The sequence below is a fragment of the Ruegeria sp. G7 genome (genome assembly GCF_056535465.1).
In genome coordinates this window covers 1-25,130 of record NZ_JBQFIL010000002.1, presented here as the reverse complement: position 1 = coordinate 25,130, position 25,130 = coordinate 1, and the positions used below count along the sequence as shown (strand labels likewise).

Below are 25,130 nucleotides of genomic sequence, written 5' to 3'. Positions count from 1 at the left end.
ATGAGCTTGCTGACACAGGACGAGTACAAATCCATCGCAGCAGATCTGGACCTGCCCACTGGCGCTTTCATCGATGGCAGCTTCCGCCCGGCAATGTCGGGCAAGACCTTTACTAGCACCAACCCGGCCACAAGCGAGACTCTGGCCGAGATCGCCGCCTGCAGTGCCGAAGACGTCGATTTCGCGGTGGAAAAGGCGCGCGAAGCCTTCGAGGATGGCCGCTGGTCAAAGCTCCACCCGTCCGAGCGCAAAGATGTGCTGATCCGGCTGTGCAAACTGATGACCCGCAACGCGCGCGAATTGGCCGTGATGGAGAGCATCGACAGCGGCAAGACGATCTTTGACTGCGAAACTGTCGACGTGCCCGAAACCATCCACTGCCTGAAATGGCACGCCGAGGCGATCGACAAGATCTATGATCAGGTCTCACCCGCGTCTGACGATCACATCGCCATGGTTGTGCGTGAACCGATTGGCGTCGTGGGGCTTGTGCTGCCGTGGAATTTCCCGCTGCTGATGCTGGCATGGAAGATCGGCCCGGCCCTGGCCGCCGGATGTTCGTTGGTTGTTAAACCGGCTGTCGAAACCACGCTGACGGCGCTGCGTGTGGCCGAACTGGCGATGGAGGCGGGCGTCCCGGCTGGCGTGCTGAACATCGTCCCCGGCGGTGGGGCCGATGTGGGCGAGCCAATCGGGCGTCACATGGATATCGACATGGTCTCATTCACCGGCTCGACCGTGACGGGCAAGCGGTTTCTGACCTATTCGGCAGAGTCGAATGCGAAGGAGGTCGTGCTTGAGATGGGGGGCAAGAACCCCGCCATTGTGATGGACGACGCCGAGAATCTGGATCGCGTGGCCCATCATCTGGTCAATGGTGCGTTCTGGAACATGGGCGAGAACTGCTCGGCCAGTTCGCGGCTGATCGTACACAGGAAAGTGAAGACTGAATTGCTGCAGCGAATCGCGCACCATACCAAGCATTGGAACATCGGCGACCCGCTGGACCCCGAAACCCGCATGGGGGCCTTGGTCTCGGAAGGACACTACAACAAAGTGCGCAGCTATCTTGAACAGGCCGACACTGTGATCATCGGGGGGCATGCAGACAATGGCTTTGTCGAGGCGACTGTCGTCGAAGTGCCTGACAACACTTCAATTCTGGCGCGCGAAGAGATTTTTGGACCGGTATTATCGGTCATCGAAGTCACGGGATTCGACGAGGCGATTTCAGTTGCAAATGACACCGATTACGGACTGTGCGCGTCGATTTTCACTGCCAATGCAAAACGCGCCATCCGTGGCGCACGGGCCCTGCGCGCAGGGACTGTGACAGTTAACAGCTTTGGCGAGGGCGACATCACGACGCCGTTTGGAGGCTATAAACAGTCGGGTTTTGGTGGTCGCGACAACTCGATTCACGCCCATGATCAGTACACCCAACTGAAAACGATCTGGATTGATCTGTCCGATGACGCTGATGAGGCCGTGAGTTAATGCGGTACACCGCGAAATCGCTGCCGGTTCACCGCGGACCTGCAGCATGGAACGCCATACTGGGCGGCCAGGCTCCGGCAACGGTGCTTGAGGACAATCAGCGCGCTGACTTTGCAATCATCGGAGCAGGTTTTGCAGGCCTGTCCGCCGCCCGTCGTATCCTGCAACTGCAACCCGAGGCCAGCGTGGCCGTTATCGAGGCCGGACGTATCGCGGAAGGTGCCGCAGGCCGCAACTCGGGCTTTATGATTGATCTGCCCCACGACCTGGCCTCGGAAGACTATTCGGGCGGCGGTGACGACCGCAAGGTAATCGCACTGAACCGTCATGCGATCAGTTTTGCGCGTACAGCGGTTGAGGAGTACCAGATCGATCCGAACTTCTTTGACGAGGCGGGCAAGGTCAATGGTGCGGTCAGTGCAGTCGCCGAAGCACATAACAAAAGCTATGCGCAGCATCTGGCGACGCTGGATGAAGACAGCCAGACTTTGGATGCGCAACAGATGCACGAGTTGACGGGCTCGCGCCACTATCGCTCGGGGCTTTACACGTCCGGGACGGTCATGCTGCAGCCCGCTGGCTACATACGCGGGTTGGCCGATGGTCTGGCCGGACAGGGCGTGCGTATGTTTGAGAACAGCCCTGTCCTTGGTTTTGAACGCGCCGGCGATAACTGGTGCGTGAAAACGGAAAAAGGAGCGGTCACGGCCGCGAAAGTAATCCTGACTGTCAACGGCCATCTGGAAAGCTTTGGTATCGCGCGCAACCGCCTGATGCAGCTATTCCTATTTGCGGCGATGACACCCGCGCTGGACACAGATGCGTTGAAGAAACTGGGTGGCCACACGCGCTGGGGCGTGACGCCATCGGATCCCATGGGCACAACAATGCGCCGCATCGATACCAGACAGGGTGGGAACCGGATCATCACACGAACCTGCGCGGCCCTGCGTCCGGGCATGGCCTCTTCCGGCAAAGATCTAAAGCGCGCCGGTCGGGTTATGCGGCACAAGTTTGACCAACGTTTTCCACAGTTGGCCGGGACCCGGATGGAATACCAATGGGCCGGACATCTGTGCCTTAGCCTCAATGGCGTCTCGGTTACACGGGAAATTGATCGTGGTGTCTACTCTGGTTGCGTCCAAAACGGGCTGGGGACCGCACGCGGCACGTTGACAGGTATTGCCGCGGCCGAGCTTGCCTGCAATCATAAATCAGACATTGTCGAACACTTCGGTTCCGAAGACAGACCAAAACAGCTGCCACCGCAACCCTTTCGGGAGATCGGAGCAAATGTCGTCCTAAGATGGAAGGAATGGAAAGCATCCGAAGAATAAGACTGCTGTGCAATCATGCCAACAAGAATAGCCATCGAATGGCGACCGAACGCGACACGGGAGGAATTAGATGTCGATAAAAGAACCATTTACAGATCTGGACATAAAAACTGCGGATGGCGGTTTTTATGAGAACTACAGCGTACCCATTGCACTGATCAGTAAGGCGATCATGGTTGGTCTGGTGCTATGGGCCCTGGTGTTTCCAGCCAACGCGAATGGCACGCTGGGCAGCCTGAACGGCCGTCTGCTTGAAAGCTTCAACAGCTTCTACGTCATCATCGTAGGGCTGTTTTTCTTCTTTCTGGCCGCTGTGGCGATCATCCCCGGCACGGGCAAGCGGATCATGGGTACACCCGGCGAAAAGCCGGAGTTTTCGAACTTCTCATGGTTCTCGATGATGTTTGGTGCTGGCTTGGGCGTCGGCCTGATGGTGTTCGCGACCGCCGAGCCTCTGGGGCTGTGGGGCTCGAACCCCGTGGTGGTCGCAGGCGACGTGCCGGGCAACGAGCCCGAAGCAATCCAGTCCGCTTATCGCTACACCTATTTGCACTACGGCTTTCACGCATGGGCGATCTATGTGATCACCGGTTTGTCGCTGGCCTACTACGCCTACACCCGCGACATGCCACTGACCATTCGATCTGCCCTGACACCCTTGTTCGGCAAGCTGATGAACGGCTTTCTGGGCCACGTTGTCGACGTGCTGGGCGTTGTGGCAACCATTCTGGGTGTGTCGGTGACGATCGGCTATGGCATCAGCCAGTTCATTGACGGTGTATATGCGATCACCGGCATGGAATGGGTGATGGATCTGGGCGGCGAAGTTCCGACCCCATCCAAAGTCGGCCTGATCGCTGGCTTGGTAACCATCATGACGCTGTCGATCATCTCGGCTGTGTCGGGTGTTGGCCGCGGTGTTAAGTACCTGTCGAACCTGAACCTGGTTTTGTCGATCATCCTGCTGGGCACATTTGTCGTCTTCGGCTCGTTCGTTTTCGCCATGACCACCTATGGCACGGCGATGGTCGACTACATCCTGCACTTCATCTCGCTGAGCTTCAGCGCATATGGCCCGCTGTCGGCCGAAGCGTTCGCGGCAGCTCTGCCTGCCGAAGCACAGGCGCATGCAGAGGCTCTGATGGGCGGTGCAACCAATGCCTGGGGCAGCTTTGACGGCTTCAAGAGCGGTCTGGAAGGCGCAGCAGCAGAACTGGATGAGGCGACGCTGGCCGCGGCATATGCCGCAGGTGAGCAGGGTCGCCAGTTTGGCTGGCAGTCCGGCTGGACCACGTTCTACTGGGCCTGGTGGATCGCGTTCTCGCCGTTTGTGGGCCTGTTCCTGGCGCGCATCTCGAAGGGTCGCACCGTGCGCGAATTCATCCTGGGCTGTGTCTTCGCACCGGCGCTGGTGTGTTTCGCATGGATGACCGTTCTGGGTGGCACCGCGATTGATCTGGAACTGGCGGGTGAAGCTGGTGGCGCGATCATCGGGGCATCGAACACCAACAAGCTGTTCGTGACGCTGTCCTACATGATCGATGGCGGCCTGCTGTCGATGCTGAACGTGATGTGTGTGATCCTGATCATGACCTTCCTCGTGACCTCTGCGGACTCGGGCATCCTTGTGATGAACACCATCATGTCGGGCGGCAGCCAGGAGACCGGTGTCAAGCACCGCATCATCTGGGGTCTGATCCTGACCGCTGTGATCGGCGCACTGATCCTTGCGGCGGGCGAAAACAACCCGCTGGACGCATTGCGCAACGCGATGATCATCGGGGCCCTACCCTTCACGATGGTGATGGGCCTGATGATGATATCACTGGGCAAAGCGCTTTATCGCGATGGTCTGCGTGACAAAAGAGGTGACACTGCGGCTCAGGCCGCCGAATAAGCCACCTCGGCAACGCTAAAAACCAGGAAACGCCGCCCCGTAACCGGCGGCGTTTTTCCCGTCATCCGACCCCGTCCAATACAACCAGAAAAACAAAAGACCCATCTCAAAACAGAGATGGGCCAGTAAAGCGGAAAACCGCCGCTTCAATAGGTCTGATTCAACTCATCTGCGGCGGGGATTTCACGTTCTCGGCGCGCAATATAGTCCAATAGCTCTTCGTTCTTGGCTTCGTCCAGCTTCGGCTCCTGGTACTCGGCCAAGAGCTTACGCGCATGTTTGAGCGCACGTTCAGTGACCTCGACGCTTCCCTCGGCCTGCCATTGCTCGATCGAGTTGTTGTCGAACAGGTCCGGCATGAAGAAAGCCTGTTGAAAGTTCTCCTGCGTGTGCGGATGGCCCAGATAATGACCCCCCGGCCCGACATCAGGAACTGCCGCCACCGCCTGATCAAAATCATGCCATTTGGGGCCTTCCGCCATGCGATAGGCCATCGCACATTGCTCGGCATCGACGATGAACTTGGCGACAGAACAATGCATCCCGGCCTCATTCCAGCCGGCCGAGTGCCAGATGTAATTTGCCCCAGAGTGGATCACAGCGCTCAGGGTGGTGGCGGATTCGTATCCGGCTTGCGCGTCAAACGTCTTGGCGCCACCCAATGTGTTCGAAGTGCGCCATGGCACGTCATAGAACCGTGCCATTTGGCCAATCATGAAGTTCATCAAACTGATCTCGGGCGTGCCAGCCATGGGCGCGCCAGACTTCATCGACACCGTGGAAAGATAGTGCCCGTAGATGGCAGGCGCTCCGCGCCGGATGACCTGTGTATAAGCCAATGCGCTCAGCGCTTCTGCATTTAGCTGCGCCACCGTAGCGGGTACGCTAGCGGGCGTATTTGCCCCACCCAGCACAAACGGCGAGCACAGAACCGGCTGATTGCGACGGCAAAGGCCCGCATCGCACCCAGCATTGTCTCATCCCAAACCAGCGGAGAGTTTCCGTTGCAGTTGCCCGTGGTCACCGGATGATCCTCAAGGTACTTTTCGCCAAACAGGATCGCGCACATCTCCATCACATCTTCGGCGTTCTTGGGCGAGGTGGTCATGCCCATGAAGGTCTTGTCCGAGTGCTTCATGGATGAATAGGTGATCCGCAGATGTCGCTGGCTGATGGGGTGATCATAAGGCTCGACAATATGATGCGCCGAGGAATGCAGCGCTGGCATCATGTGCGCCAGTTTGTGGAACATTGCCAGATCGTCCAGCGTCGGGTTGCGGCGCACGTCATCAAGATCACGCAGAAAAGGCGCGCCGGTCATCGGCACAAAGATCGAGTGATTTCCACCCAACCGAACGTTCTTTGCCGGGTCGCGCGCGTGATAAGTAAAACTCGACGGGATCGTTGCGATCAGTTCGCGCACCATCTCCCGGTCAAGGAAGACGAGTTCGCCTTCCACCTTGGCGCCGGCTTTCTTCCAGTCTTCCAGCGCAATCGGGTCACGAAACTGAACACCAACATTCTCGAGAATATCCATCGAGGCCGCATCGATCCGTTCGACATGCGCCGGATCCATCACTTCGCACAGCGGTATGCCGCGCTTCAGGCCCGGAAGCATGTCAAACTTGGGGGCAGTTCGGATAGCGCGGCGGGCCGACCGACCGCCCGATCGGGACCGGGTTACCGTTTCTGTCGTCATCAGGTTTCTCCAGCAGTTTCCACGATCTTCTCAGCTTTGACCGTTACAAACTTGACGATTCCCGAAACCCGTTTGCAGGAAACGACATCGCACATCACCCGGATCAAAAAAACTCAACAACGCATGTCGCCTGCTGGGGTGAAGACTTCGGCTTTGCTTTTTCGCACCACCAGTGGCTTTCTGTAGCCAATGAGGCGGGCTGTACCGCAGCGCTGGAGGTCTGCGATACAGCCGTTTGGTCAAACGAAATAGACCCCGTTTTCGTTCATCGGCAGCTCGGAAACCCGCAGGTCCAGCTCGGCGATGGCATTGGCCAACGCCGGAGCAGCGGGCGGTGTTCCGGGTTCGCCGATGCCGGTGGGCGCGTGATCCGAAGGCACGATATGGGTTTCAATCGCTTGGATATCCGAGATCCGCAGTGGCTCATAATCGGGAAAGTTGGATTGTTCGACCACGCCGCCATCCAGCGTGATCTGATCCCGCATCGCATGGCCGATCCCATAACCGATGCCACCTTCGATCTGGGCCTTGATCACGTCCGGATTGACCGCGATACCACAATCGACGGCTGCGGTCACTTTCTCAATTCGGATGCCATCATCCAGATTTCCTGAAACCTCGACCACCTCGGCCACGTATGACCCAAAGGATTTGTGCACCGCCACACCCTGCACGTTTCCAGGTGCGGGGCTGCCCCAATTGCCTTTCTCAGCCGCCAGTTTGAGCACACCGGCCTTGCGAGACTGATCGGTGTCTTCGCCGCTCAGATACGCAAGGCGGAATGCGACCGGGTCCTGACCTGTCGCCTTTGCGGCCATATCCATCATAACTTCCATGACATAGCCGGTATGCGTATGACCAACCGAGCGCCACCACAAAACAGAGGTCGCCTTTTCGGTATCCGTCAGGCCCACAGCCATGCCCGGGATCGCATAGGGGCTGTCTGCCAGACCCTCGACACTTGAATGGTCTATACCGTCATGGACCAGCACGGCCTCGAACGGGGTGCCTTTGATTACCGGCTGACCGGCCACTTGATGCTGCCAACCTACGATGGCACCGGTCTCGTCCAGACCCACCCGCACCTTGTGACCGAAGGCGGGGCGATAATATCCGCCGCGGATATCGTCCTCGCGATCCCAGACCAGTTTGACCGGGCGCGTCCGATCAGTCAGCACGAAGGCCAGCGCAGCCTCAACCTGATAATCCGCATCCGGTGTCGCGCGGCGCCCGAATGAGCCCCCGGCCAGCATGGTATTGATATGGATCTTCTCTGTGGGCAGATCGAAAATCTGCTGATAGGCCATGTGGGGACCGGTCGGCATCTGGGCACCATCGTGCAGCACGATGTCACCTTCGGCGGTCTGCTCGATGGTACAATTCAAGGGCTCCATCGGGGCATGTGCCAGCAGCGGGAAGTAAAAGGTCTTCTCTACCACCGTCGCAGCGCTATCCACTGCAGCGGCGACCGCCGCCTGATCCGCTTTGTTGACATTGTAGGTCGGTGCCGCGTCCAGCGCCGCCATGATCTCGTCCCGGATTTCCTGCGAGGACCGGGTTTCTGCAGCCGAGAGGTCCCATTCTACATCCAACGCCTCCCGCGCTTGCATCGCGGCCCAGGTGTTTTCGGCATAGACTGCAACGCCATGTTTGGTCGGCAGCGTTTGGGCCATGATAAAACCTTTCACTTCTTTGGAGGCGCTGTCGTCAAAACCCGCAACAGTGCCGCCGCGCTGCGGGGTTCGCTTGACCATAACGACCATTTGATTGTCCAGATGTATATCCATGGCAAACTTGGCAGCGCCATTGACCTTGACCGGGCTGTCCTTGCGGCGCGTATCCGGATTGCCGATGATCTTCCATTCGGACGGGTCGCGCAGGCGCGGCGTCTCGGACGGTGCAAAGCTGGCTGCGGCAGCGACGAAAGTCCCCAAAGGGGCCGACTTGCCAGCACCTGTGATCATACCCTGCTGAATATCCAGCGCGTCAGGCTGGACCCCCCAGGCCTCAGCCGCCGCTTTGATCAGCATCTCGCGGGCATTCGCACCAGCGGTCCGATACTGCATCCATGAATTTGCCATCGCGGTAGAGCCGCCGGTACCCTGAAACGGGCCGAACAGGGTGTTATTGTAGACGTTTGGGTCAGACGGCGCGAATTCGTAGCCGATCTGCTCCATCGTGACACCCAATTCTTCGGCAATCAGCGAGGTCAGGCCGGTGGCAGGCCCCTGCCCTTTTTCAAAGTGCTTTACAATCGCGACCACGTTGCCATTGCTGTCAATCTTGACGAACGGGTTCAGCATCGCGTCCGGCTGAGCGGACGCGGCCATCGCGCCTTTGGCATTGGTGCCAACATACAGGATCGTCGCGGCGGCGGCGGCGGATTTCAGGAACCCGCGGCGGGAAAAATCAGCTGTCATTTGTCTTAGACCTCCAAAATCTCGGATGCACGCAGAACTCCGGCACGAATACGCTGGTAAGTGGCGCAGCGGCAGGCGTTTCCATGCATGTATTCGTCGACATCTTCTGCCGTGGGCTTGGCGTTCTCGCGCAGCAAACCAACCGCATTCATGATCTGACCGGATTGGCAATAGCCGCACTGAACCACATCCAACTCAAGCCACGCCTGCTGCACAGCCGCGCCGATCTTGTCCTGATCGATAACCTCGATGGTGGTGATTTCGGCGTCTTCGACATCCTCAATGTACGTCTGGCAAGACCGGATCGGCTCACCATTCATGTGAACCGTGCAGGCTCCGCATGACGCTACGCCGCATCCGAACTTGGTACCCGTCAACTTCAGCTCATCCCGGATGACCCACAAAAGCGGTGTACCGGGTTCGGCCTCGACGGTATGGGTCTGACCATTGAGTTTCAGTTCGATTGCCATGGGTTCAAACTCTCCTCTTTTTGCAAATTTTTGCGAATGTATGGCAGCGGCGTGCTTCGCTGCATTGCGCGAAACCGCTGACAGGGGGACGTCAATTGTCTGATTACAAACCTAGCGCTCTGCAGCCGAAAGCCACTGCCTTATTCTCCGAATGATCTGCCCAATCCTCCGGCAGGTGTTGGTTGGTTGTTTTCAGACTGCGCGAAACCTTTATATCTCCAAGGACAGGAGGGTTGGCGATGGTACCGACGGATCTGGTTTCTGACGTATTCGAACTGGTTCAATCTAACGGCGCGATGGGTGTGGGATGTACCACCGGGGTCGATGGGCTGTATGCGTTTTGTAATGATCAAACCACCGAATGCGCCGCTGGGTTCTACGAACCCGTGATGTGTCTGGTGTTGCAAGGCGCGAAAGAGGCCTATATTGGCGGCCGCGTGATCCGCTATAGCGCAGGTGACACCTTGATCGTCAGTCATGCGGTACCGGTCGAGGCCGCCGTCATCAAAGCCAGCACCGAAGAACCTTACGCAGCACTGGCGCTGACGCTGGATCTTTCGATGGTGCGCAGTCTGGTCGACGAGATCGGCGAGGTGCAGGACGGCGACGCCCGAACGCTGGACGTTGCCGCCTCGGATCAAGCGTTGATCGACGCGGTGGCGCGCCTTTATCGCCTGTCGCACGATCGGGTCGAGGCCCGCGCGCTGGCACCGCTCGTCCTGAAGGAAATCCACTTCCGCCTGTTGCGCGCGCAACATGGCGCCATGCTGCGCCAGCTGTTGCGGCACGAAAGCCCTGCGAGCCGTATCTCAAAGACAATAGCCTTCATTCGAAGAAACTATAAAACCAGTATCCCGGTCGCTGATCTGGCCACTGAATCCGGCATGAGTCTTTCGGCCTTTCACGAACATTTCAAAGCTGTGACCGCCACGACTCCGCTGCAGTACCAGAAAGACCTGCGCCTGCTCGAAGCCCGACGTTTGCTTCAATCCGGCAACACATCCGTGGCCTCGGCGGCCTATGACGTGGGATATGAAAGCCCGACGCAGTTCAGTCGAGAGTACTCGCGCAAGTTCGGGCTGTCGCCCAGCGATCAGAAACCCGGCAGGACACTGATGGCGGGTTGACCACCCCTTTGCGCGAAGGTCGGCCATAGTCCGCCCCTTTCGCATGATCCGTCGCCGTTGCCATGGGTTGCGAATAAAATCGCCTTGATCCCTTAAGGTGTTCGCGCTTATTCGTCTCCAACGAGGCTAAGGGCGCGCAAACGCACGTTTCTCGTTACGAAGGATCAGATCGCCTGACAACCAGCGCGGTTTTGGTCAGGGATAAAGGTGGCGGACACTCCGCCCGGCAGGGGTCTGCCAGACAGCAGCCCGCCGCATAGAAGGATTTGAAATATGCGTATTGCAATGATCGGCACCGGGTATGTCGGACTGGTCTCAGGCGTTTGCTTTTCGGATTTTGGTCATGATGTGATCTGCGTCGACAAATCCGCCCGCAAGATTGAAATGCTGCAAGCCGGAGAGGTTCCGATTTACGAACCGGGCCTTGACGTTCTGATGGCGAAGAACGTAGCCGCTGGTCGTTTGAGTTTTACCACCGATCTTGCCAGTGCGGTTGACGGGGCCGACGCCGTGTTCATCGCCGTGGGTACGCCGACGCGCCGCGGTGACGGACATGCCGACCTGACCTTTGTCATGGCCGCTGCAGAGGAAATCGCCAAAGCGATCACTGACTATACCGTTGTCGTGACCAAATCGACCGTTCCCGTTGGCACCAACCGTCAGGTCCAACAGGTTGTCTCTGCCGCCAATCCCAAAGCTGCGTTTGACGTGGCCTCGAACCCCGAATTCCTGCGCGAAGGTGCAGCGATCGACGACTTCATGCGCCCTGATCGAGTGGTCGTCGGCGTTGAAAGTGAGCGCGCTGCCGAAGTGATGGCCGAGATCTATCGCCCTCTTTATCTGCGTGATTTCCCAATCCTGACCACAGATTTGGAAAGCGCCGAGATGATCAAATACGCTGCAAACGCGTTTCTGGCAACGAAGATTACCTTTATCAATGAGATCGCGGGCCTGTGCGAACGGGCCGGCGGCGACGTCAAAGAGGTCGCCCGCGGCATCGGGCTGGACGGACGTATTGGAAACAAGTTCCTGCATGCCGGCCCGGGATATGGCGGATCCTGCTTTCCAAAAGACACGGCAGCCTTGGCGCGGATTGGTCAGGACCACGCCTATCCGATGCAAATCACCGAGACCGTGATGCGCGTCAACGACGAGGTGAAAAAGCGCATGATCGACAAGATCCGCGAAGCTTGCGATGACAGCTTCAATGGCAAAACCATTGCCGTACTCGGCGTGACCTTCAAACCCAACACCGATGACATGCGCGACGCACCTTCGTTGACCATCGTTCCCGCACTGATCGGAGGAGGCGCGCAGGTGCGCGTGGTTGACCCACAGGGACGTTCAGAAGGTGAAGATCTTCTGCCCGGTGTTCACTGGATGGACGACCCCTATGCGGCCGCGAAAGATGCTGATGCCGTTGTGCTGCTGACCGAGTGGAACGAATTTCGCGCGTTGAACCTGAGCGATCTGGCAGACGCGATGAAAACTGCACGCATGGTCGACCTGCGCAACATCTATTCTTCAACCATGGTGCTGGGTGCTGGCTTTGACAACTATGTCGGCGTGGGCGTCGGCGAGGCGACAGACAGCAATAAAACCTAGCACATCATACCTTTGCAGGTGGGCCCGGGCCTGAATGGTAGGCCCACCTATGCAATCCGCGCGCGCTAGACCTAGAGCAATCAGGCCCCGATCTCTGATTGCAAGAAAAGCCCGCGCCAGAAGTCCTGACCGTCCCAAAACGGTCCGAAATTATGCATCGCACCAACAGGCACCAAACGAAGTACCCGGCTGTCAAACAGCGCGCGCGACCACGTCCGAACGGTATCTGGTGTCGCGATATATCCAACAGTCTGGATATTGTCCGGAAGCAAAGTAATGGCGGCTTCACGAGTTTGAGCCATGATACGTAAACTCATGAGCCCTGGCGTGCCCCCGGATGACGCGCCACCTGCGACAAATACCGCGCTGCCATTCGATGCGCGCGCTGCATAGCTGCCTTCGGCGCGCGCAACCTGTTCTGCCATGAAAGTGTCGGATGCGATATGCACTGGTGGACGTGTCGTGATCCGGTTGTCGCACAGCGCTTTCATGCGATCGGCGATAGCAGCCGCCTGTTCGGCTGTTCCATCTATCAGCACAAGGCTCTGCGGCGACGTGCAGCCCGCCTTTCCATAGACCCTGAACACACGCAACAACGTTTCCAGAGCCGCATCATCAAGCGCCGATGGCTCTCCCCAAACCAAAGAACTGTGATCTCGGAAGGCAAAAATGGCGTACCTGCTTTATGTGGCAAGGCCTCGACTGCCAAAGCTGCCGTATCACTGCCAAAGAAAACCCGCGCATCAGCGGTCAAAGACCAGTCTTTGTTGCGCGGGTCGTATCGGTCAAAACACTCGGTTATCAGATTGTCTGTCCAAAGGTGGGTTAGAACAGGCCCGGCGCCGGCGTTCAGGATTTCCTCTCGCAGTGCGGCTGTCAGATTGACTGACGCCTGACCTGCTTTGGCCAGAACGCGCGCGCCAGTCAGCAGGCAAAGTATGGCGGCAAGCGGACCAAGTAGGCTTACATTGTTCGGCAACCAGACTGCTATATTCGAACGCGGGCGCGCCATGCGATAGGGCATCTTGGCTTGTCCGTCACAACGGGAGCCAAAACTGTTGGTGAAGACTGCACGCAAGCTTGCTCCGCGCATGAAACTCAGCAAATACCCCCACTCATCGCGGCTAAATGCGGCGGGGCACCGCCGCGCCATGCGTGCTGTTATGTCGTCATACTCATCACACAGAGCATCCAGCGCGAAAGGCAGCGCGACTTCGATGATGCGGTCGCTTGCGTCGCGGAAACTATGGGGAACAAGCACCGGATCAGACATTTGCGCAACCCCGCGTCTCTGTCTTGGGCAAGCGCCCAAGCAACTTGAATCGGCGACCGGTGCGGCCACATGGACACGGATTGGTGCTGACCTCGCCTTGATCCTCGGTCAGCACATTGTGGTAGGGGCTGCCCCTAGGCGTCACATTCATCAACTGCAATTGCGCCGGGGCATCGTAGACCAGACCATGATCAAATGGGTCGCGGCCCAGCACGTCCGCCCATACCGGGACATGCCGCCACCCGGCCGCGCATTCCGGGTAGACTATGCCGTTTTGTTCAACCAACCCATAGTAATCCACCACACATGACCCGGGGCCAGAGATACCCAGCAGCTTTTGCGTCATGGCGTCTTTGGAAACACGCGCGGCCTCAAGCTTTTTCCAACCACCACTATGCACATAGGTGATCTGGACCTCGCGCAGTCGTTTGGCGATGTGCGATGGCATATCGTTCCCCGCCCAAAGCCGCCACAATACCCACGTGAAGCCATAAACCACGACCGCATCATTGCTGTGCAGGGCATCCTCCAAATGGTCCCATAGGACCGGACTGTCCTGTTCCTGCGATGCCAGCCCGAAATACAGCTTGGTTGCAAAAGGACGCAACGCAAGCCCCGCCGCGATACGCGCGCTCACCGTTCCGCGCTGCACCAACGCGGACTTCGTATCCAATATGATCAGAGGTCGTTTCTGGCCGCCGATGTAATCGGCCAGGATCGCCTGACTGCTTTTGGCCTGCAGGTCGCTACTGTAGCGGTCCAAAGCGACCTGACTTGACACATCGGAAGACGTGGCGGACGAGTTCAGCACACGCTCGTGCCTGATCGAACCGTCCTGGGTTCGAAAACGCACATGCTTGAATGTCGAGACATGAAGAAACGGCAAGTCTTCAACCCGGCCGACTGGCGAAATATCCGGAAAGATACGCGCATACTCGGGGCAGTGCGTTTGGTGGAACTGTGTGATCCGGTTCATTTCCGTCAGAAAAGCGGCGTCGTCACGAACCCCGTAGACTGGCATGTCCAGAAGATCGCTCATTGGTTTTGAACCTGCGCAATCAGATCATCAAGAGTGCCGGGGCGTACTGTGGCAACATTCGTACGTGTACACATATCGCGCAGTATCAGCTTCCAGTTCTGCCGGATCAGAGCGGGCCAATCCAGCGGCAGGCGCAGCGCCGGGCCGGAAAGCGCGCTTGCGAATGCCAGCAGCGCATCTTTATCGATGCCTGCAGCATCCAGATGTTCAGCCGCCTTGCCTGAGCGCATAAAGTTATAACGCAGAACGGGTGCCAGAAACCCCGAGCACAGCCGCGCATGGCCCAAACTGTCGCTTCGGCCCAGTCGCACCATTTCGGCGCGCGCGGGCGCCTCGAGCACATGCGCCAACCCGTGCACCAGTCCGACGGATGACTGCGCTTGTCCGGCGCTTGCCAACGCGCTGAGTTCGAACCACTCAGGGTCGGTCGTCACACCCAGTCTCAGCATGCGATGCACCAGATCCGAAAGACTTTGCCGTACTGCGGCACTTGCCAGAGGTGACAGCAATCCTTCCAAAGCATGAGTAAGGGAATCTCCGACGGACCAGGCGATATCCTCGTCACTCAAACTGTCCAGCGCGAAGGGCAGATACGCCCTGAAATCGGCACGGAACTCAGGCCCTTTCAAAACAGTTTTGGCACCCTGATTGTCCAGAACCGCAATATCGTTGGCCTCAGCGCCGCTGCCAAAGCGCGTCGCGATGGCAAGAAGCTTACATTCCGGGCGGCTGCGCGCCCGCCACGCTTTTGCGGCATCAATGCGCGTCCCCCCACCCAAAACAACCAGCAGTTTGGTGTCCATTGGAATGTCATCGAATACATCAACCACTTGCAGAGAAGCCAAAGCCGGAACCCGCGCCGCCGTCGCGGTTCGGCCCGTCATGACTACTTTCTGACCTGAAATCAGATCAGCCAATTCTGACGGTTCAAGGCGCGGGGTGCATTCAATCAAATACGACACCCCGAGCTTGCAGGAAACCGACAATATCGGCGACGCTGGACAGGGCGATCGCCTCTTCTTCGCTAGGATGATGCCCAAAAACCTCTTCGATGCCGATCGCAACCGCGACAGTTGCCATCGAGTCCCAGGTATCTAATCCGTCGCGGGTCAAATCACGAGAGAATTGCCCATCCTCCAGCAACAGAACATCCTCCAGCAGGTCCTGAAGTTTTTCGAGATTGGTCATAAACATCCGTTCCTTTCAAACGCGCTGATCCCAGAGGATTTCCTTGTCTGGCAGCCCCTTAAGGGCCTTCAGGTCAATTTTTGAATTGCTCAGTCTCGGCAGGTTGTCAACGCGAATGATCTGCAAGGGCCAATGCGCCCGCGGATGCGTCGCCCGAATGGCTTGTAGGACAGCGCGCGCGATTGCACGATCGGCGTGTCCCGAAAGAAAAAGCTGAACACCCGGTTCGCCCGCGCGATCAAAAGCAGGAACAAGTGCGTATTCCTGTTGCCAGGCTGCCTCAATCGAGCTGCTCAGGCGCAGCAGCGAAACTTTCTCACCATGGCGTTTGAAGACTTCATTCGTGCGGCCTTGTAGCTGCCACGGGCCCGTTTCGTCCTGCTCGGCCCGGTCGCCGGTCCCGATCCATCCATCATCTGCAAACGGCACATAGCCCTCGGGCGTCACAGTACCAAGCGCGGCGTATGGGCTATGGAACATCAACTCGCCTGTCTCGGATTTGCGAAACGAAACGCCTGACAGAAGAGGGCCTAACTGACCGGCAGGTGGTGTGCTTTGAGACCGCACGTTTGCGGTGACATCTTTTATGGCAAGTCGCGGCATGGCTTCGGCACAGCCGTAGTTGTCAAAGAACCGCGCATTCGGGAACAGCTTTGCAAGGTCAGCGCTATGCGCCCACGGAAATGGACTGCCTGCAAACGCAACCGTTTTGACCCGCGGAAAGGACCCGCCCCCCAGCGCTTTCAGCAGAGGCACCTGCGCCGCCACCAGGCAAATCAGCGCCCGTTCGCTGTCGTTTAGGATCCCGACGAGTTTGCCGGGGTCGGACAGCCGCGCGAAAGCCAGAGGTAACCCGATTGTTTGCGACAAGACCCATTGGTTCACAAACGAAAAGCAATAGCTCAGCGGCAGAGTCACAACAGCCGTGTCACCTTTGGCTACACCTTGCAGTTTTCCGATCTGGTCGGCGATTGCGATTGCGCGTGTGCGGCTTGCGACCAGAAGCTTGGGCGCTCCGGTCGAACCCGATGTGCTCAGCAACACATGATCGCGGCGCAATGGGTCCGGCAGCGCTCGCAGCGCACCTTCGATCCAGGTCTCATCCTGATCAAATTGCTGCGGCAAAACTGCGAACGTGTCTGTGCCGGGCTGCCAAAGCCGTTCGAGGCTGTCCAGAAACGCGCTGTTGGTCTGGTCGTACAGGATCATGAGTTTGCCTTGGCCACCTGATCAGAGTTCTTGGTTTGCACCTCTTATCGCCAAGACCCGGAAAATGAAACTCGACCCGGACAGTTTACCTTTGATGCCATCGCGATGCGGCCTGACATCCCAGCTTTTGTGAATGGCGTCTTTGGACCCATTGTAATAGCAATTGGGTTGATACACGAACCACAAGGTCGCGATGCCATGCAGGGCAACAACTCTACACATCCTGCCGACGTGCGGGCGGACGCAGAAGCGTGGACCGCCCTTGAAGCCGAGCTTGACCAATGGCAGGCGCTGGGTCGGACGGCCACGTTCTGGTGGCGCGACGATGATGCATCGCGCACAGGGCCGCGCCTTGCACGCTTGCTGTCGCTGTCGCAGCAAATGAAAGCACCAATCGTTCTGGCCTCGATCCCAGCGACCTCGGACGCGGCCTATGCCGAGGCCGTTCTGAACTGTCCAACGGCGTATGTCGCGCAGCATGGCTATGCTCATATCAACCATGCCAAAGGCAGTGGCGACAAAGGCGCGTGGGAATTGGGTCGTCACAGACCCCTCGAGGATGTACTGGCCGAACTGCGGCAGGGCCGAGATATCTTGCTGGGGCTCTTTGGAGCCCGCCGGTTCCTATCTGTCATGGTGCCACCATGGAACAGGATAGACCCCACCGTGACGCAGAAGCTGACAATGCTGGGATTTAGTGCGCTTTCTTTATGCGATGCGCGTCCGGCGCCCGAAGCGGCACCAGGGCTGCGCCTTGTAAACAGCCATTGTGACCCGAATGGAAAGGCGGTGCACGGTTTACCGGCACCGCCAAATCGGTTTCATTCATAACCAGCCATCTTGCATCCCGTCGAGCCGGAACAGTTGATCCGCACGAGCCCACCGGGCTTTTGACCCATCATATCGATCACGACGCAGCCACGTGGACTTTCTGCGAAACGCTCCTGTCGCTCCTTTCCGAACACCCATCAGCCCGGTTCCCATCGCCAGAGGACATCTTTGCCCCATGATCGTCAGGCCCGCCCAGAAAGAAGACACCGAAGCTGCGGTCGCGTTGCTGCATGGCAAAATGAACTCAAAGCTATCGCTGGAACGTTGGCGGGGCATCTTCGATTATGATTGGAATATGCCCAAACCCAACTATGGCTACGTGGCCGAGGCAGATGGCCGTATTGTTGGCTATTTGGGCGCGGTGCATTCGGAACGCGCTCTGCCCGAAGGTCGGCTGAAACTGACGAATATGTGCGCGTGGTATGTCGAAAAAGAGTATCGCGGCAGCGCCGGGTTGCTGCTGATGATGAAGGCCACCGCCGACCCCGAGCGGCACTACACAAGCATGACCAGCACGAGCAATCCGCGCACCATGGCGGCATTGCGTGCTTGCGGATTCGCCTCGCTGGACGACTACCGCTGGGACTGGCAGAGACGCGACGCAGGGTCAGACGTGTTGACCGTAATCACCGATCCGGCAGAAATGGAGCCGCATCTTCGCGCACATGAAAAACGTTACGTCCGGGATATGCTGCGCTATGGCGTACGGCCCGTGCTGATGCAACATCCTGAAGGTGAGAGCTTTGCCATGTTCTCGGTCACCAAGAAGGGTGCAGATCAGCCATGGTGGGATGTGCTGTATATACGCACGCCCAAGGACGGCTTTCTGACCCAGTTTGGACAGGACATCGCAAACAAGCTGTTGCCCTCGGACGACGCGGTTCTGTCCGCTGACCAACGGTTCTGCGGCGGCCAGCCGCTTGACGGCACGCGCATCAAGCTGCCGGCACCCCGTTTTGTGAAATCCAAAAGCCTGAACGGACCCGAGCTGGATCATCTTTACACCGAACTGCAACTGCTCTCGCTCAAGCTAGATTGAATGACGTGCGCTTGGGTGCTGCGTCCAGTTGTGCAAAACAGATCGGGACAACAAATCTGAGGCTGCGGATGCTCACAAATTTCAGAAAAATGTTCTATCGCGCCCGGGGGTATTACAACGGTCGCCTGAACGGTGATCCGTTCCGCCTTGATCCCTACCATTCCAAATTCTGGCGCAAAGCAACCGCAGGAGACTGGGAGCCCGAGACCTTTGCAGTTCTGGACAAGTACCTTTCGCCTGATGAAGACTATCTCGATATCGGCGCATGGGCCGGGGCGACCGTCCTTTATGCCGCCCGCCGTGCGCGGCACGTGGTGTTTCGAGCCTGACCCCGTGGCCTATCGCTATCTGATTTGGAATCTCGAATTGAACGGGATTACCAATGTATCCGCTTTCGGAGCAGCCTTGTGGCACGAAACCGGTGTGATGCGCATGGCCAGCCTGGGTGGAGAGCCTGGTGACTCCATGACCTCGGTGCTGGGCGATACCAGCCAGGGCTCGGATGTCCTGAGCCTCTCTTGGGAGACATTCAGGAACGCTGCAGACCTCAGCAGCGTTTCGTTGGTCAAAATGGATGTCGAGGGTGCCGAGTTCGCGCTGGTTCCATATCTGCGCACGTGGTTGCAGACGCAGCGCCCTGCATTCTACCTGTCCACACACGCCCCTTTCTTGGAAAAACCCGACAGTGCGGATGCGATGCTAAAACTGTCTCAAAATCTTGAATTTTATGACACGCAGTTTGGACGGTGTTCAACAGCCGATCCAACAGGCGTTTTCATCGGATCGCGGTCTCAGCCAGTTCCCAAGCTATTTATTCGAGTAGGGACGTCTCGGACAGCACGGCCAAATGCGACGTGCATTGAACGATTATGGCCCAAGGCACGGCACCATTCGATCTTGGTGCCCGTTCGAGACGAAACCGTAGTATTCCCGATGCGATCAGCCTGCGCTGCACCTCAGGCGCTGGTCGCACGGGCTTTTTAATACTCAACCCGCCTATCTGCGCAACAAGAGAAACGATTTCCTCGATACCTTCGCGTTTGCGCAGAGACGAAAACACAAAGGGCCGACCATTGCGCATCTTTGTGGCGTCACGGTTCATGACCTCAAGCGATGCCCCCACATAGGGTGCAAGGTCCGTTTTGTTGATAATCAGAACGTCCGACTTGGTGATCGCCGGGCCGCCTTTTCGCGGTATTTCTTCCCCAGCCGCCACGTCTATCACGTAGAGCGTGATATCCGCGAGTTCCGGGCTGAACGTGGCGGACAGATTATCGCCGCCGCTTTCGATCAGCACCACATCCAGTTCGGGATGCCGCGCCTGCATTTCAGCAACCGCTGCGAGGTTGATCGAGGCATCCTCGCGTATCGCAGTATGCGGGCAGCCGCCGGTTTCTACGCCGATGATGCGGTCCTGCGGCAGGATCTGCATCCGCATCAGGGCCTCTGCATCCTCCTGCGTATAAATATCGTTGGTGATGACGCCCACGGAACAGACGTCTCGCAGGGCTTCAGAAAGTGCGGCGGTGAGTGGTTTTTCCGGCGCCGACCGGGCCGCCAATCCCCACGCGCAGTGGGCCGTTCATGCTGTTCATGTGCGAAACATCCTTGAATACTGGGTTTCGTGTTTCATCGACGCTATGTCCGACAAGAAGGCTGTCGCGCCCAGAGCATCGAGACCCGCGTCAACCGCCTGTTCGGCGACCCGCTGGCACACCGGCGTCAGATCGCGGATCAGGCGTTGGGCATCGGTCTCCAAAGGCACAAGCCGTGTCGCGCAGGTGATCAGGTTCGCCATGAATGCCTGCAGATACATCTGCGCAGTCAATCGCAACGGCAGGGATTGAAGACGCGCCGCGTAGCCAACGGCAACCGGATAGGTCAGATCGTTCAGATTTACGTCCCAAACGCCCCCGGTCACGCTGCTGAATGCTTGGCCCAGTAATTGCGTTTCCATCAATCGCTCGGACGAGGCGCTGAACGCGCGCGCGGTCTGATCAATATGCGCGAGCGTGTCGGGCGCACAAGCCTTGTAGGCGGACGCAAGAAACAAGCAGTCATTCCATCCACTGCCATGTTCGACAACATCCTCAACCCAGCGACCTGCCGAGGCAGAGCATGTAACCGCACCATTTTCGATGGCCCATTCCATCCCGTGCGAATAGGCGAAAGCGCCCACCGGATATGCGGGTGAAAGCCACTGAACCAGTGTCAGTATTTCGGTATCAGTGGGAGTGGCCATGGGTCCTGCCATGCCCATAGGCACCACCTTCAGGGGTAAAGGGCTCGACAGTTTCTGTTATGCGCGCCCCAAGTTTTTCAAGCATGTCGCGGATGACGTGGTCCCGCTGGATCAACAATCTTCCATCCTCGATCTGACAGGGTGTGTGGCGGTTGCCGATATGCCAGGCCAGCTTCAGCAGGTTGTCACCCGTTACTTCCAGCAGGTCTTCGGGCGCCGCCACAACCTCGATCTCGCGCCCGTCCTCAAGGACCAGCACCCCGCCGTGGTCCAACGATCTTGTTTGCGCCAGATCGACCAGAAAGGTCTCGCCCTCATCGGTAGCCAGCATTTTTCGGCGAAGGAAACGTCCGTCATAGTCCAAAGACACCTGTGCATGGGCCTGAGCGTGATGGTGATCGTGATAGATACGAGCAGTTTTGATAGCGGTGGTCATCTCGGCCTTCTTCTTGTCTCAGAACATGAAATAGCGCTGCGCCATCGGCAGCACTTCGGCGGGTTGGCAGGTCAGCAATTCGCCATCGGCGCGGACCTCGTAGGTTTCAGGATCAACATCGATCTCGGGCGTTGCGTCGTTCAACAGCAAATCACGCTTACCGATGTTGCGCGTGTTCTGCACGGCGACGGTTTGCTTTGCCAACCCAAGCGTTTCTCCAACCCCTGCCGCCTGCGCCGCTGCCGACACAAAAGTGATCGCAGACCGTTCAACCGCGCGACCGTAGGCTCCGAACATCGGTCGACTGTAGACAGGTTGCGGTGTGGGGATAGACGCATTCGGGTCGCCCATCTGCGCACAGGCAATGGTTCCGCCTAGCAATACCATCTCGGGCTTCACTCCGAAAAAGGCAGGGTTCCATAGGACCAGATCAGCGCGTTTGCCTTCCTCGATGCTACCGATTTCGTGGCTCAGGCCATGTGCAATCGCAGGGTTGATCGTGTATTTCGCGATGTACCTCCGAACCCGCAGGTTGTCATTATCGCCCGTTTCCTCGGGCAGGCGACCGCGCTGTTTCTTCATCTTGTCAGCGGTTTGCCAGGTGCGGATCAGCACCTCTCCGACCCGGCCCATGGCCTGGCTGTCAGAGGCGATGATACTGAACGCGCCCATGTCGTGCAGGATATCCTCGGCTGCAATGGTTTCGCGCCGGATGCGGCTTTCGGCAAAGGCCACATCCTCGGGGATGGATTTGTCCAAATGATGACAGACCATCAGCATGTCCAGATGTTCCTCGACCGTGTTGACGGTAAAGGGCCTCGTCGGATTGGTGGATGAGGGCAGAACATGGCTTTCACCACAGATCTTGATGATGTCCGGGGCGGCCCCGCCCGCGCCCTCGGTGTGGAAGGCGTGGATGGTGCGGCCTTTCATGGCAGCAACGGTGTTTTCGACAAAGCCGGATTCGTTCAGCGTGTCGGTGTGGATCATCACCTGCACATCCATCGCATCAGCAACCGAGAGACAACAATCGATGGCGGCAGGTGTGGTACCCCAATCCTCGTGCAGTTTCAGGGCACAGGCCCCGGCGTTGACCTGCTCCTCCAGCGCGGCGGGCAGCGAGGCATTCCCCTTGCCCGCAAAGGCCAAGTTCATGGGAAACGCATCGGCTGCCTGCAGCATGCGCCCGATATGCCAAGGACCAGGCGTGCAGGTGGTGGCCAGCGTGCCATGGGCAGGTCCGGTACCGCCGCCCAACATGGTGGTCAGGCCGGAATGCAGTGCGTCTTCGATCTGTTGTGGGCAGATGAAGTGGATGTGGCTGTCAAAGCCCCTGCGGTCAGAATACGCCCTCACCCGCGATGGCCTCGGTGCCGGGGCCGATGATGATATCCACGCCGGGTTGGGTATCGGGGTTCCCGGCCTTGCCGATTTTGGCAATGCGCCCGTCTTTCAGGCCCACATCCGCCTTGTAGATACCCGAATGATCCACGATCAGCGCATTGGTGATGACCGTATCCACGGCTCCCTCGGCGCGCGTAGCCTGAGACTGACCCATCCCGTCGCGGATCACCTTACCGCCGCCGAATTTGACCTCTTCACCGTAAAGCAGCGCATTGTCGCCGGTTCCCCCGGTCGCGGCAGCGCCCGCGCGTTCGGCGGTTAGATCGCGCTCGACCTCGATCACCAGATCGGTATCGGCCAGCCGCAGTTTGTCACCGGTGGTGGGGCCGAACATGGCGGCATAGTCAGAACGTTTGATTGTTGCCGGCATCAGAGCGACCCCATGACCTTTTGATTGAACCCATAGACCTTGCGCGCGCCGATCGGGATCAGCGAGACCTCGCGTGCCTGACCGGGCTCGAACCGAACGGCGGTGCCCGGCGCGATGTCCAGACGCAGCCCGTGGGCCGCAGCGCGGTCAAAGTCGAGCGCCGGGTTGGTTTCGGCGAAATGATAGTGTGAACCGACCTGAACCGGGCGATCGCCAGTATTGGCGACCATCAGGGTGATCGCCTTTGCGCTTGCATTCAGGGTGATCTCACCCTCGCCGGGGAACAGCTCACCCGGGATCATTTGTTCAACTTCACCATCAATGCGATGACGGCCAGCGCGAAAACCGCAAGACCGACGCCCAAAGTCGCGTAGTCTGAACCGTGGGCGTGGACGTGAGTGCTGTTATGGGCGGCGGCTGGGCCAGCAAGTATCAGGGCGGGAAAGAGCATGCGGGTCATATCAGACCTCCTTTTCAGCGAATGGGATTATGTACCGTCACCAGTTTGGTGCCGTCGGGAAAGGTTGCCTCGACCTGAACCTCATGGATCATCTCGGCACGCCTTCCATGCATTGATCGCGGGTTATGACCGCCGCCCCCGCCTGCATCATATCGGCGACGGATCGGCCATCGCGCGCGCCTTCGACCACCGCATCGGTGATCAGGGCAATCGCCTCGGGATGGTTCAGCCGAACCCCGCGCGCCAACCGTTTGCGGGCGACCTCGGCGGCCATGGCGATCAGTAGTTTGTCTTTTTCGCGTGGGGTCAGATTCATGTCAGAGCATCCAGCATCGGGGAAGAGAGCCATCGTTCAGGCAGCGCAGAACCGGCATCAGTGTTCGGCGCAGGGCAAAACCGGTTTCGGCCAGAAGCCGGACGACCATGAGATCCGGTTGGATCAGTGTGGCGCCGGCTGTCTCAGGCAGTATTTGCACACGGTCCAATTGCGCTTCGGCTTTGGAAGAAACCAAGACGACCAGCGCCATCGCACCCGCGCCGCCCGCAATGGCTGCTCTGCTCAGATGAGAGTCAAGATCGCCACTGAACCGCATCACATCCAGAAACAGCGGCTTACCATCACGCCGAAGTTCAATCCGGTCGCGCAGGCGGACCTGCGTCAGGGTTTCCCCCATCGCTTTGCGTCCGAAGATCAGCGGTTCGACCAGCAAGGCGGCGGCATCCGGCGCAAGGTCGACAAGCAGGTGCCGATCCAGAGCGCTGCCATCGAACAAGATCAATTCTTGCGGCAACCAGTTCAAACGCGCTCCGGCATCGACGACCAGGTGGTTCACAATCTGGCCCGACTGCCGCGGCATGGCTTTGTACGCACGCTCGCACGCCTGAGTGGTCACCGTGAGCGTCGTCCCTTTGCCCGCGCGTCCATGAAACCGAAACTTGTCACCGCCGGTAATACCACCTGCGGTATTAAGCAATACCGCATCCAGGGCCGCCCCAACTGCACGTGGGAACAGGCATTTGAACGAACCCGCCTGACGCAACCCATCCAGAACCGAGCGTTTTCCCAACCGCTTCGCACTCAGCTGCACCGACCCCTGCGCACGCGGCGGTGGCGCCGATTGGGTCGGTAATATCGGGGCAAGCTGTGTTATGGCGCACCTGCAGATCGAAGGACTTCGCCATTTGTTTTTCCGTTCAAGCCGCAGAACACTATCTATCCGGCGCAGGTTCGACGGCTTTACAGCGTATGTGCGTAAGTTTTGGGCGCTCAGGCGCGCTAGTGTCTATAAATTAATCATTCGAGGTTGATCCACCCTGGCCGTCCGGGAGCCATACCCCCCACTTCTTCTGATCAGCATTGGCGCTTGATCACCCAAACTCGGCGAGGAAAGCCGACACCTTTGACAGCCCCGCCCGAAGGATCGCCGGATTGTTGGCGTAACCGATCCGCACACAGCCTTCGAGCCCCAAGGCGGACCCGGGCGTGAACATCACACCGGTTTTCTGAAGCAGCTCAACACAGAACGTCCGCGAAGGGATATCAAGATCATAATGCAACAGCGCGGTCGTCCCCGCCTGGGGTTTGGT

At 58.4% G+C, this 25,130-nt stretch carries 22 protein-coding genes and 5 pseudogenes; 9 read left to right on the top strand and 18 right to left on the bottom strand.

The window, feature by feature from the left end:
* The 3 genes from ACR3EN_RS16940 to ACR3EN_RS16930 all read left to right on the top strand — a co-directional run bounded on the left by ACR3EN_RS16940 (position 1) and on the right by ACR3EN_RS16930 (position 4,731).
* Positions 1–1,497 (top strand): aldehyde dehydrogenase, encoded by a 1,497-nt coding sequence (locus ACR3EN_RS16940; RefSeq protein ID WP_480820985.1) that lies wholly within the window; start codon positions 1–3, stop codon positions 1,495–1,497.
* Entirely contained in the window at positions 1,497–2,834 is a 1,338-nt protein-coding gene (locus tag ACR3EN_RS16935) for an NAD(P)/FAD-dependent oxidoreductase (protein ID WP_480820987.1), read from the top strand. The genes ACR3EN_RS16940 and ACR3EN_RS16935 overlap by 1 nt, the downstream gene beginning before the upstream one ends.
* Before the next feature lie 70 nt (positions 2,835–2,904).
* A complete protein-coding gene (locus tag ACR3EN_RS16930) occupies positions 2,905–4,731 on the top strand; it encodes a BCCT family transporter (protein ID WP_480820989.1) in 1,827 nt (608 codons plus the stop codon).
* A 146-nt stretch (positions 4,732–4,877) separates the two neighbouring features.
* Here ACR3EN_RS16930 and ACR3EN_RS16925 read toward each other — a convergent pair.
* The 3 genes and pseudogenes from ACR3EN_RS16925 to ACR3EN_RS16915 all read right to left on the bottom strand — a co-directional run bounded on the left by ACR3EN_RS16925 (position 4,878) and on the right by ACR3EN_RS16915 (position 9,320).
* Positions 4,878–6,349: pseudogene (locus ACR3EN_RS16925) on the bottom strand (trimethylamine methyltransferase family protein).
* Between the two features lie 320 nt (positions 6,350–6,669).
* Positions 6,670–8,850 carry a xanthine dehydrogenase family protein molybdopterin-binding subunit gene (locus tag ACR3EN_RS16920; protein WP_480820993.1) on the bottom strand — a complete coding sequence of 727 codons (2,181 nt, stop codon included), beginning with the start codon at positions 8,848–8,850 and terminating at the stop codon, positions 6,670–6,672.
* Between the two features lie 5 nt (positions 8,851–8,855).
* Positions 8,856–9,320 carry a (2Fe-2S)-binding protein gene (locus ACR3EN_RS16915; protein ID WP_480820995.1) on the bottom strand — a complete coding sequence of 155 codons (465 nt, stop codon included), beginning with the start codon at positions 9,318–9,320 and terminating at the stop codon, positions 8,856–8,858.
* Positions 9,321–9,559: 239 nt separating this feature from the next.
* Between ACR3EN_RS16915 and ACR3EN_RS16910 the strand changes: the two genes are divergently transcribed.
* Both ACR3EN_RS16910 and ACR3EN_RS16905 read left to right on the top strand, forming a co-directional pair.
* Positions 9,560–10,447, top strand: coding sequence for an AraC family transcriptional regulator (locus ACR3EN_RS16910; protein ID WP_480820997.1), 888 nt, complete (start codon positions 9,560–9,562; stop codon positions 10,445–10,447).
* Positions 10,448–10,720: 273 nt separating this feature from the next.
* A complete protein-coding gene (locus ACR3EN_RS16905; protein WP_480820999.1) occupies positions 10,721–12,052 on the top strand; it encodes a UDP-glucose dehydrogenase family protein in 1,332 nt (443 codons plus the stop codon).
* An 80-nt stretch (positions 12,053–12,132) separates the two neighbouring features.
* Here ACR3EN_RS16905 and ACR3EN_RS16900 read toward each other — a convergent pair whose 3' ends face one another.
* From ACR3EN_RS16900 to ACR3EN_RS16875, 6 genes are read right to left on the bottom strand one after another with little or no spacing between them, the layout of a single operon-like run.
* Positions 12,133–12,591, bottom strand: a complete 459-nt coding sequence (locus ACR3EN_RS16900) for a hypothetical protein (protein WP_480918460.1) — start codon at positions 12,589–12,591, stop codon at positions 12,133–12,135.
* On the bottom strand, positions 12,585–13,325 hold the full coding sequence (locus ACR3EN_RS16895; RefSeq protein WP_480918459.1) for an acyl-CoA reductase: 741 nt from the start codon (positions 13,323–13,325) through the stop codon (positions 12,585–12,587). Before ACR3EN_RS16895 ends, ACR3EN_RS16900 begins: the two co-directional genes overlap by 7 nt.
* A complete protein-coding gene (locus ACR3EN_RS16890) occupies positions 13,318–14,364 on the bottom strand; it encodes a LuxE/PaaK family acyltransferase (RefSeq protein ID WP_480821003.1) in 1,047 nt (348 codons plus the stop codon). Before ACR3EN_RS16890 ends, ACR3EN_RS16895 begins: the two co-directional genes overlap by 8 nt.
* On the bottom strand, positions 14,361–15,281 hold the full coding sequence (locus ACR3EN_RS16885; RefSeq protein WP_480869441.1) for a dehydroquinate synthase/iron-containing alcohol dehydrogenase family protein: 921 nt from the start codon (positions 15,279–15,281) through the stop codon (positions 14,361–14,363). Before ACR3EN_RS16885 ends, ACR3EN_RS16890 begins: the two co-directional genes overlap by 4 nt.
* A gap of 28 nt (positions 15,282–15,309) precedes the next feature.
* Positions 15,310–15,552, bottom strand: a complete 243-nt coding sequence (locus tag ACR3EN_RS16880; RefSeq protein ID WP_480821007.1) for an acyl carrier protein — start codon at positions 15,550–15,552, stop codon at positions 15,310–15,312.
* Between the two features lie 15 nt (positions 15,553–15,567).
* Complete coding sequence (locus ACR3EN_RS16875; RefSeq protein WP_480821009.1) at positions 15,568–16,761, bottom strand: AMP-binding protein; 1,194 nt, start codon at positions 16,759–16,761, stop codon at positions 15,568–15,570.
* 198 nt (positions 16,762–16,959) lie between these two features.
* On the opposite strand from ACR3EN_RS16875, the gene ACR3EN_RS16870 reads away from it, so the two are divergent.
* From ACR3EN_RS16870 to ACR3EN_RS16855, 4 genes are all read left to right on the top strand, one after another.
* Entirely contained in the window at positions 16,960–17,592 is a 633-nt protein-coding gene (locus ACR3EN_RS16870) for a polysaccharide deacetylase family protein (protein ID WP_480918458.1), read from the top strand.
* A 175-nt stretch (positions 17,593–17,767) separates the two neighbouring features.
* Positions 17,768–18,631 (top strand): GNAT family N-acetyltransferase, encoded by an 864-nt coding sequence (locus tag ACR3EN_RS16865; RefSeq protein ID WP_480821013.1) that lies wholly within the window; start codon positions 17,768–17,770, stop codon positions 18,629–18,631.
* 89 nt (positions 18,632–18,720) lie between these two features.
* The gene (locus ACR3EN_RS16860; RefSeq protein ID WP_480918457.1) at positions 18,721–18,960 is read left to right on the top strand and encodes a hypothetical protein; all 240 of its coding nucleotides are present in this window, start codon (positions 18,721–18,723) and stop codon (positions 18,958–18,960) included.
* Positions 18,872–19,615 (top strand): FkbM family methyltransferase, encoded by a 744-nt coding sequence (locus tag ACR3EN_RS16855; protein ID WP_480918456.1) that lies wholly within the window; start codon positions 18,872–18,874, stop codon positions 19,613–19,615. The genes ACR3EN_RS16860 and ACR3EN_RS16855 overlap by 89 nt, the downstream gene beginning before the upstream one ends.
* Positions 19,616–19,619: 4 nt before the next feature.
* On the opposite strand, the pseudogene ureG reads toward ACR3EN_RS16855, so the two are convergent.
* The 9 genes and pseudogenes from ureG to ACR3EN_RS16810 all read right to left on the bottom strand — a co-directional run.
* Positions 19,620–20,226, bottom strand: a pseudogene (ureG, locus tag ACR3EN_RS16850) (urease accessory protein UreG); the annotation flags it as partial.
* On the bottom strand, positions 20,223–20,873 hold the full coding sequence (locus tag ACR3EN_RS16845) for an urease accessory protein UreF (protein ID WP_480918455.1): 651 nt from the start codon (positions 20,871–20,873) through the stop codon (positions 20,223–20,225). The gene ACR3EN_RS16845 and the pseudogene ureG, both read right to left, overlap by 4 nt.
* Complete coding sequence (ureE, locus tag ACR3EN_RS16840) at positions 20,857–21,309, bottom strand: urease accessory protein UreE (RefSeq protein ID WP_480821021.1); 453 nt, start codon at positions 21,307–21,309, stop codon at positions 20,857–20,859. The genes ACR3EN_RS16845 and ureE overlap by 17 nt, the downstream gene beginning before the upstream one ends.
* Before the next feature lie 18 nt (positions 21,310–21,327).
* A pseudogene (ureC, locus tag ACR3EN_RS16835) lies at positions 21,328–23,083 on the bottom strand (urease subunit alpha).
* Positions 23,083–23,385: an urease subunit beta gene (locus ACR3EN_RS16830; RefSeq protein WP_480918454.1), complete on the bottom strand. Its 303-nt coding sequence runs from the start codon at positions 23,383–23,385 to the stop codon at positions 23,083–23,085. The pseudogene ureC and the gene ACR3EN_RS16830 overlap by 1 nt, the downstream one beginning before the upstream one ends.
* On the bottom strand, positions 23,382–23,543 hold the full coding sequence (locus tag ACR3EN_RS16825; RefSeq protein WP_480821027.1) for a hypothetical protein: 162 nt from the start codon (positions 23,541–23,543) through the stop codon (positions 23,382–23,384). The genes ACR3EN_RS16830 and ACR3EN_RS16825 overlap by 4 nt, the downstream gene beginning before the upstream one ends.
* A gap of 14 nt (positions 23,544–23,557) precedes the next feature.
* A pseudogene (locus tag ACR3EN_RS16820) lies at positions 23,558–23,859 on the bottom strand (urease subunit gamma).
* Between the two features lies 1 nt (position 23,860).
* Positions 23,861–24,631, bottom strand: a complete 771-nt coding sequence (locus tag ACR3EN_RS16815; protein ID WP_480918453.1) for an urease accessory protein UreD — start codon at positions 24,629–24,631, stop codon at positions 23,861–23,863.
* A gap of 280 nt (positions 24,632–24,911) precedes the next feature.
* A pseudogene (locus ACR3EN_RS16810) lies at positions 24,912–25,130 on the bottom strand (aminotransferase); the annotation flags it as partial.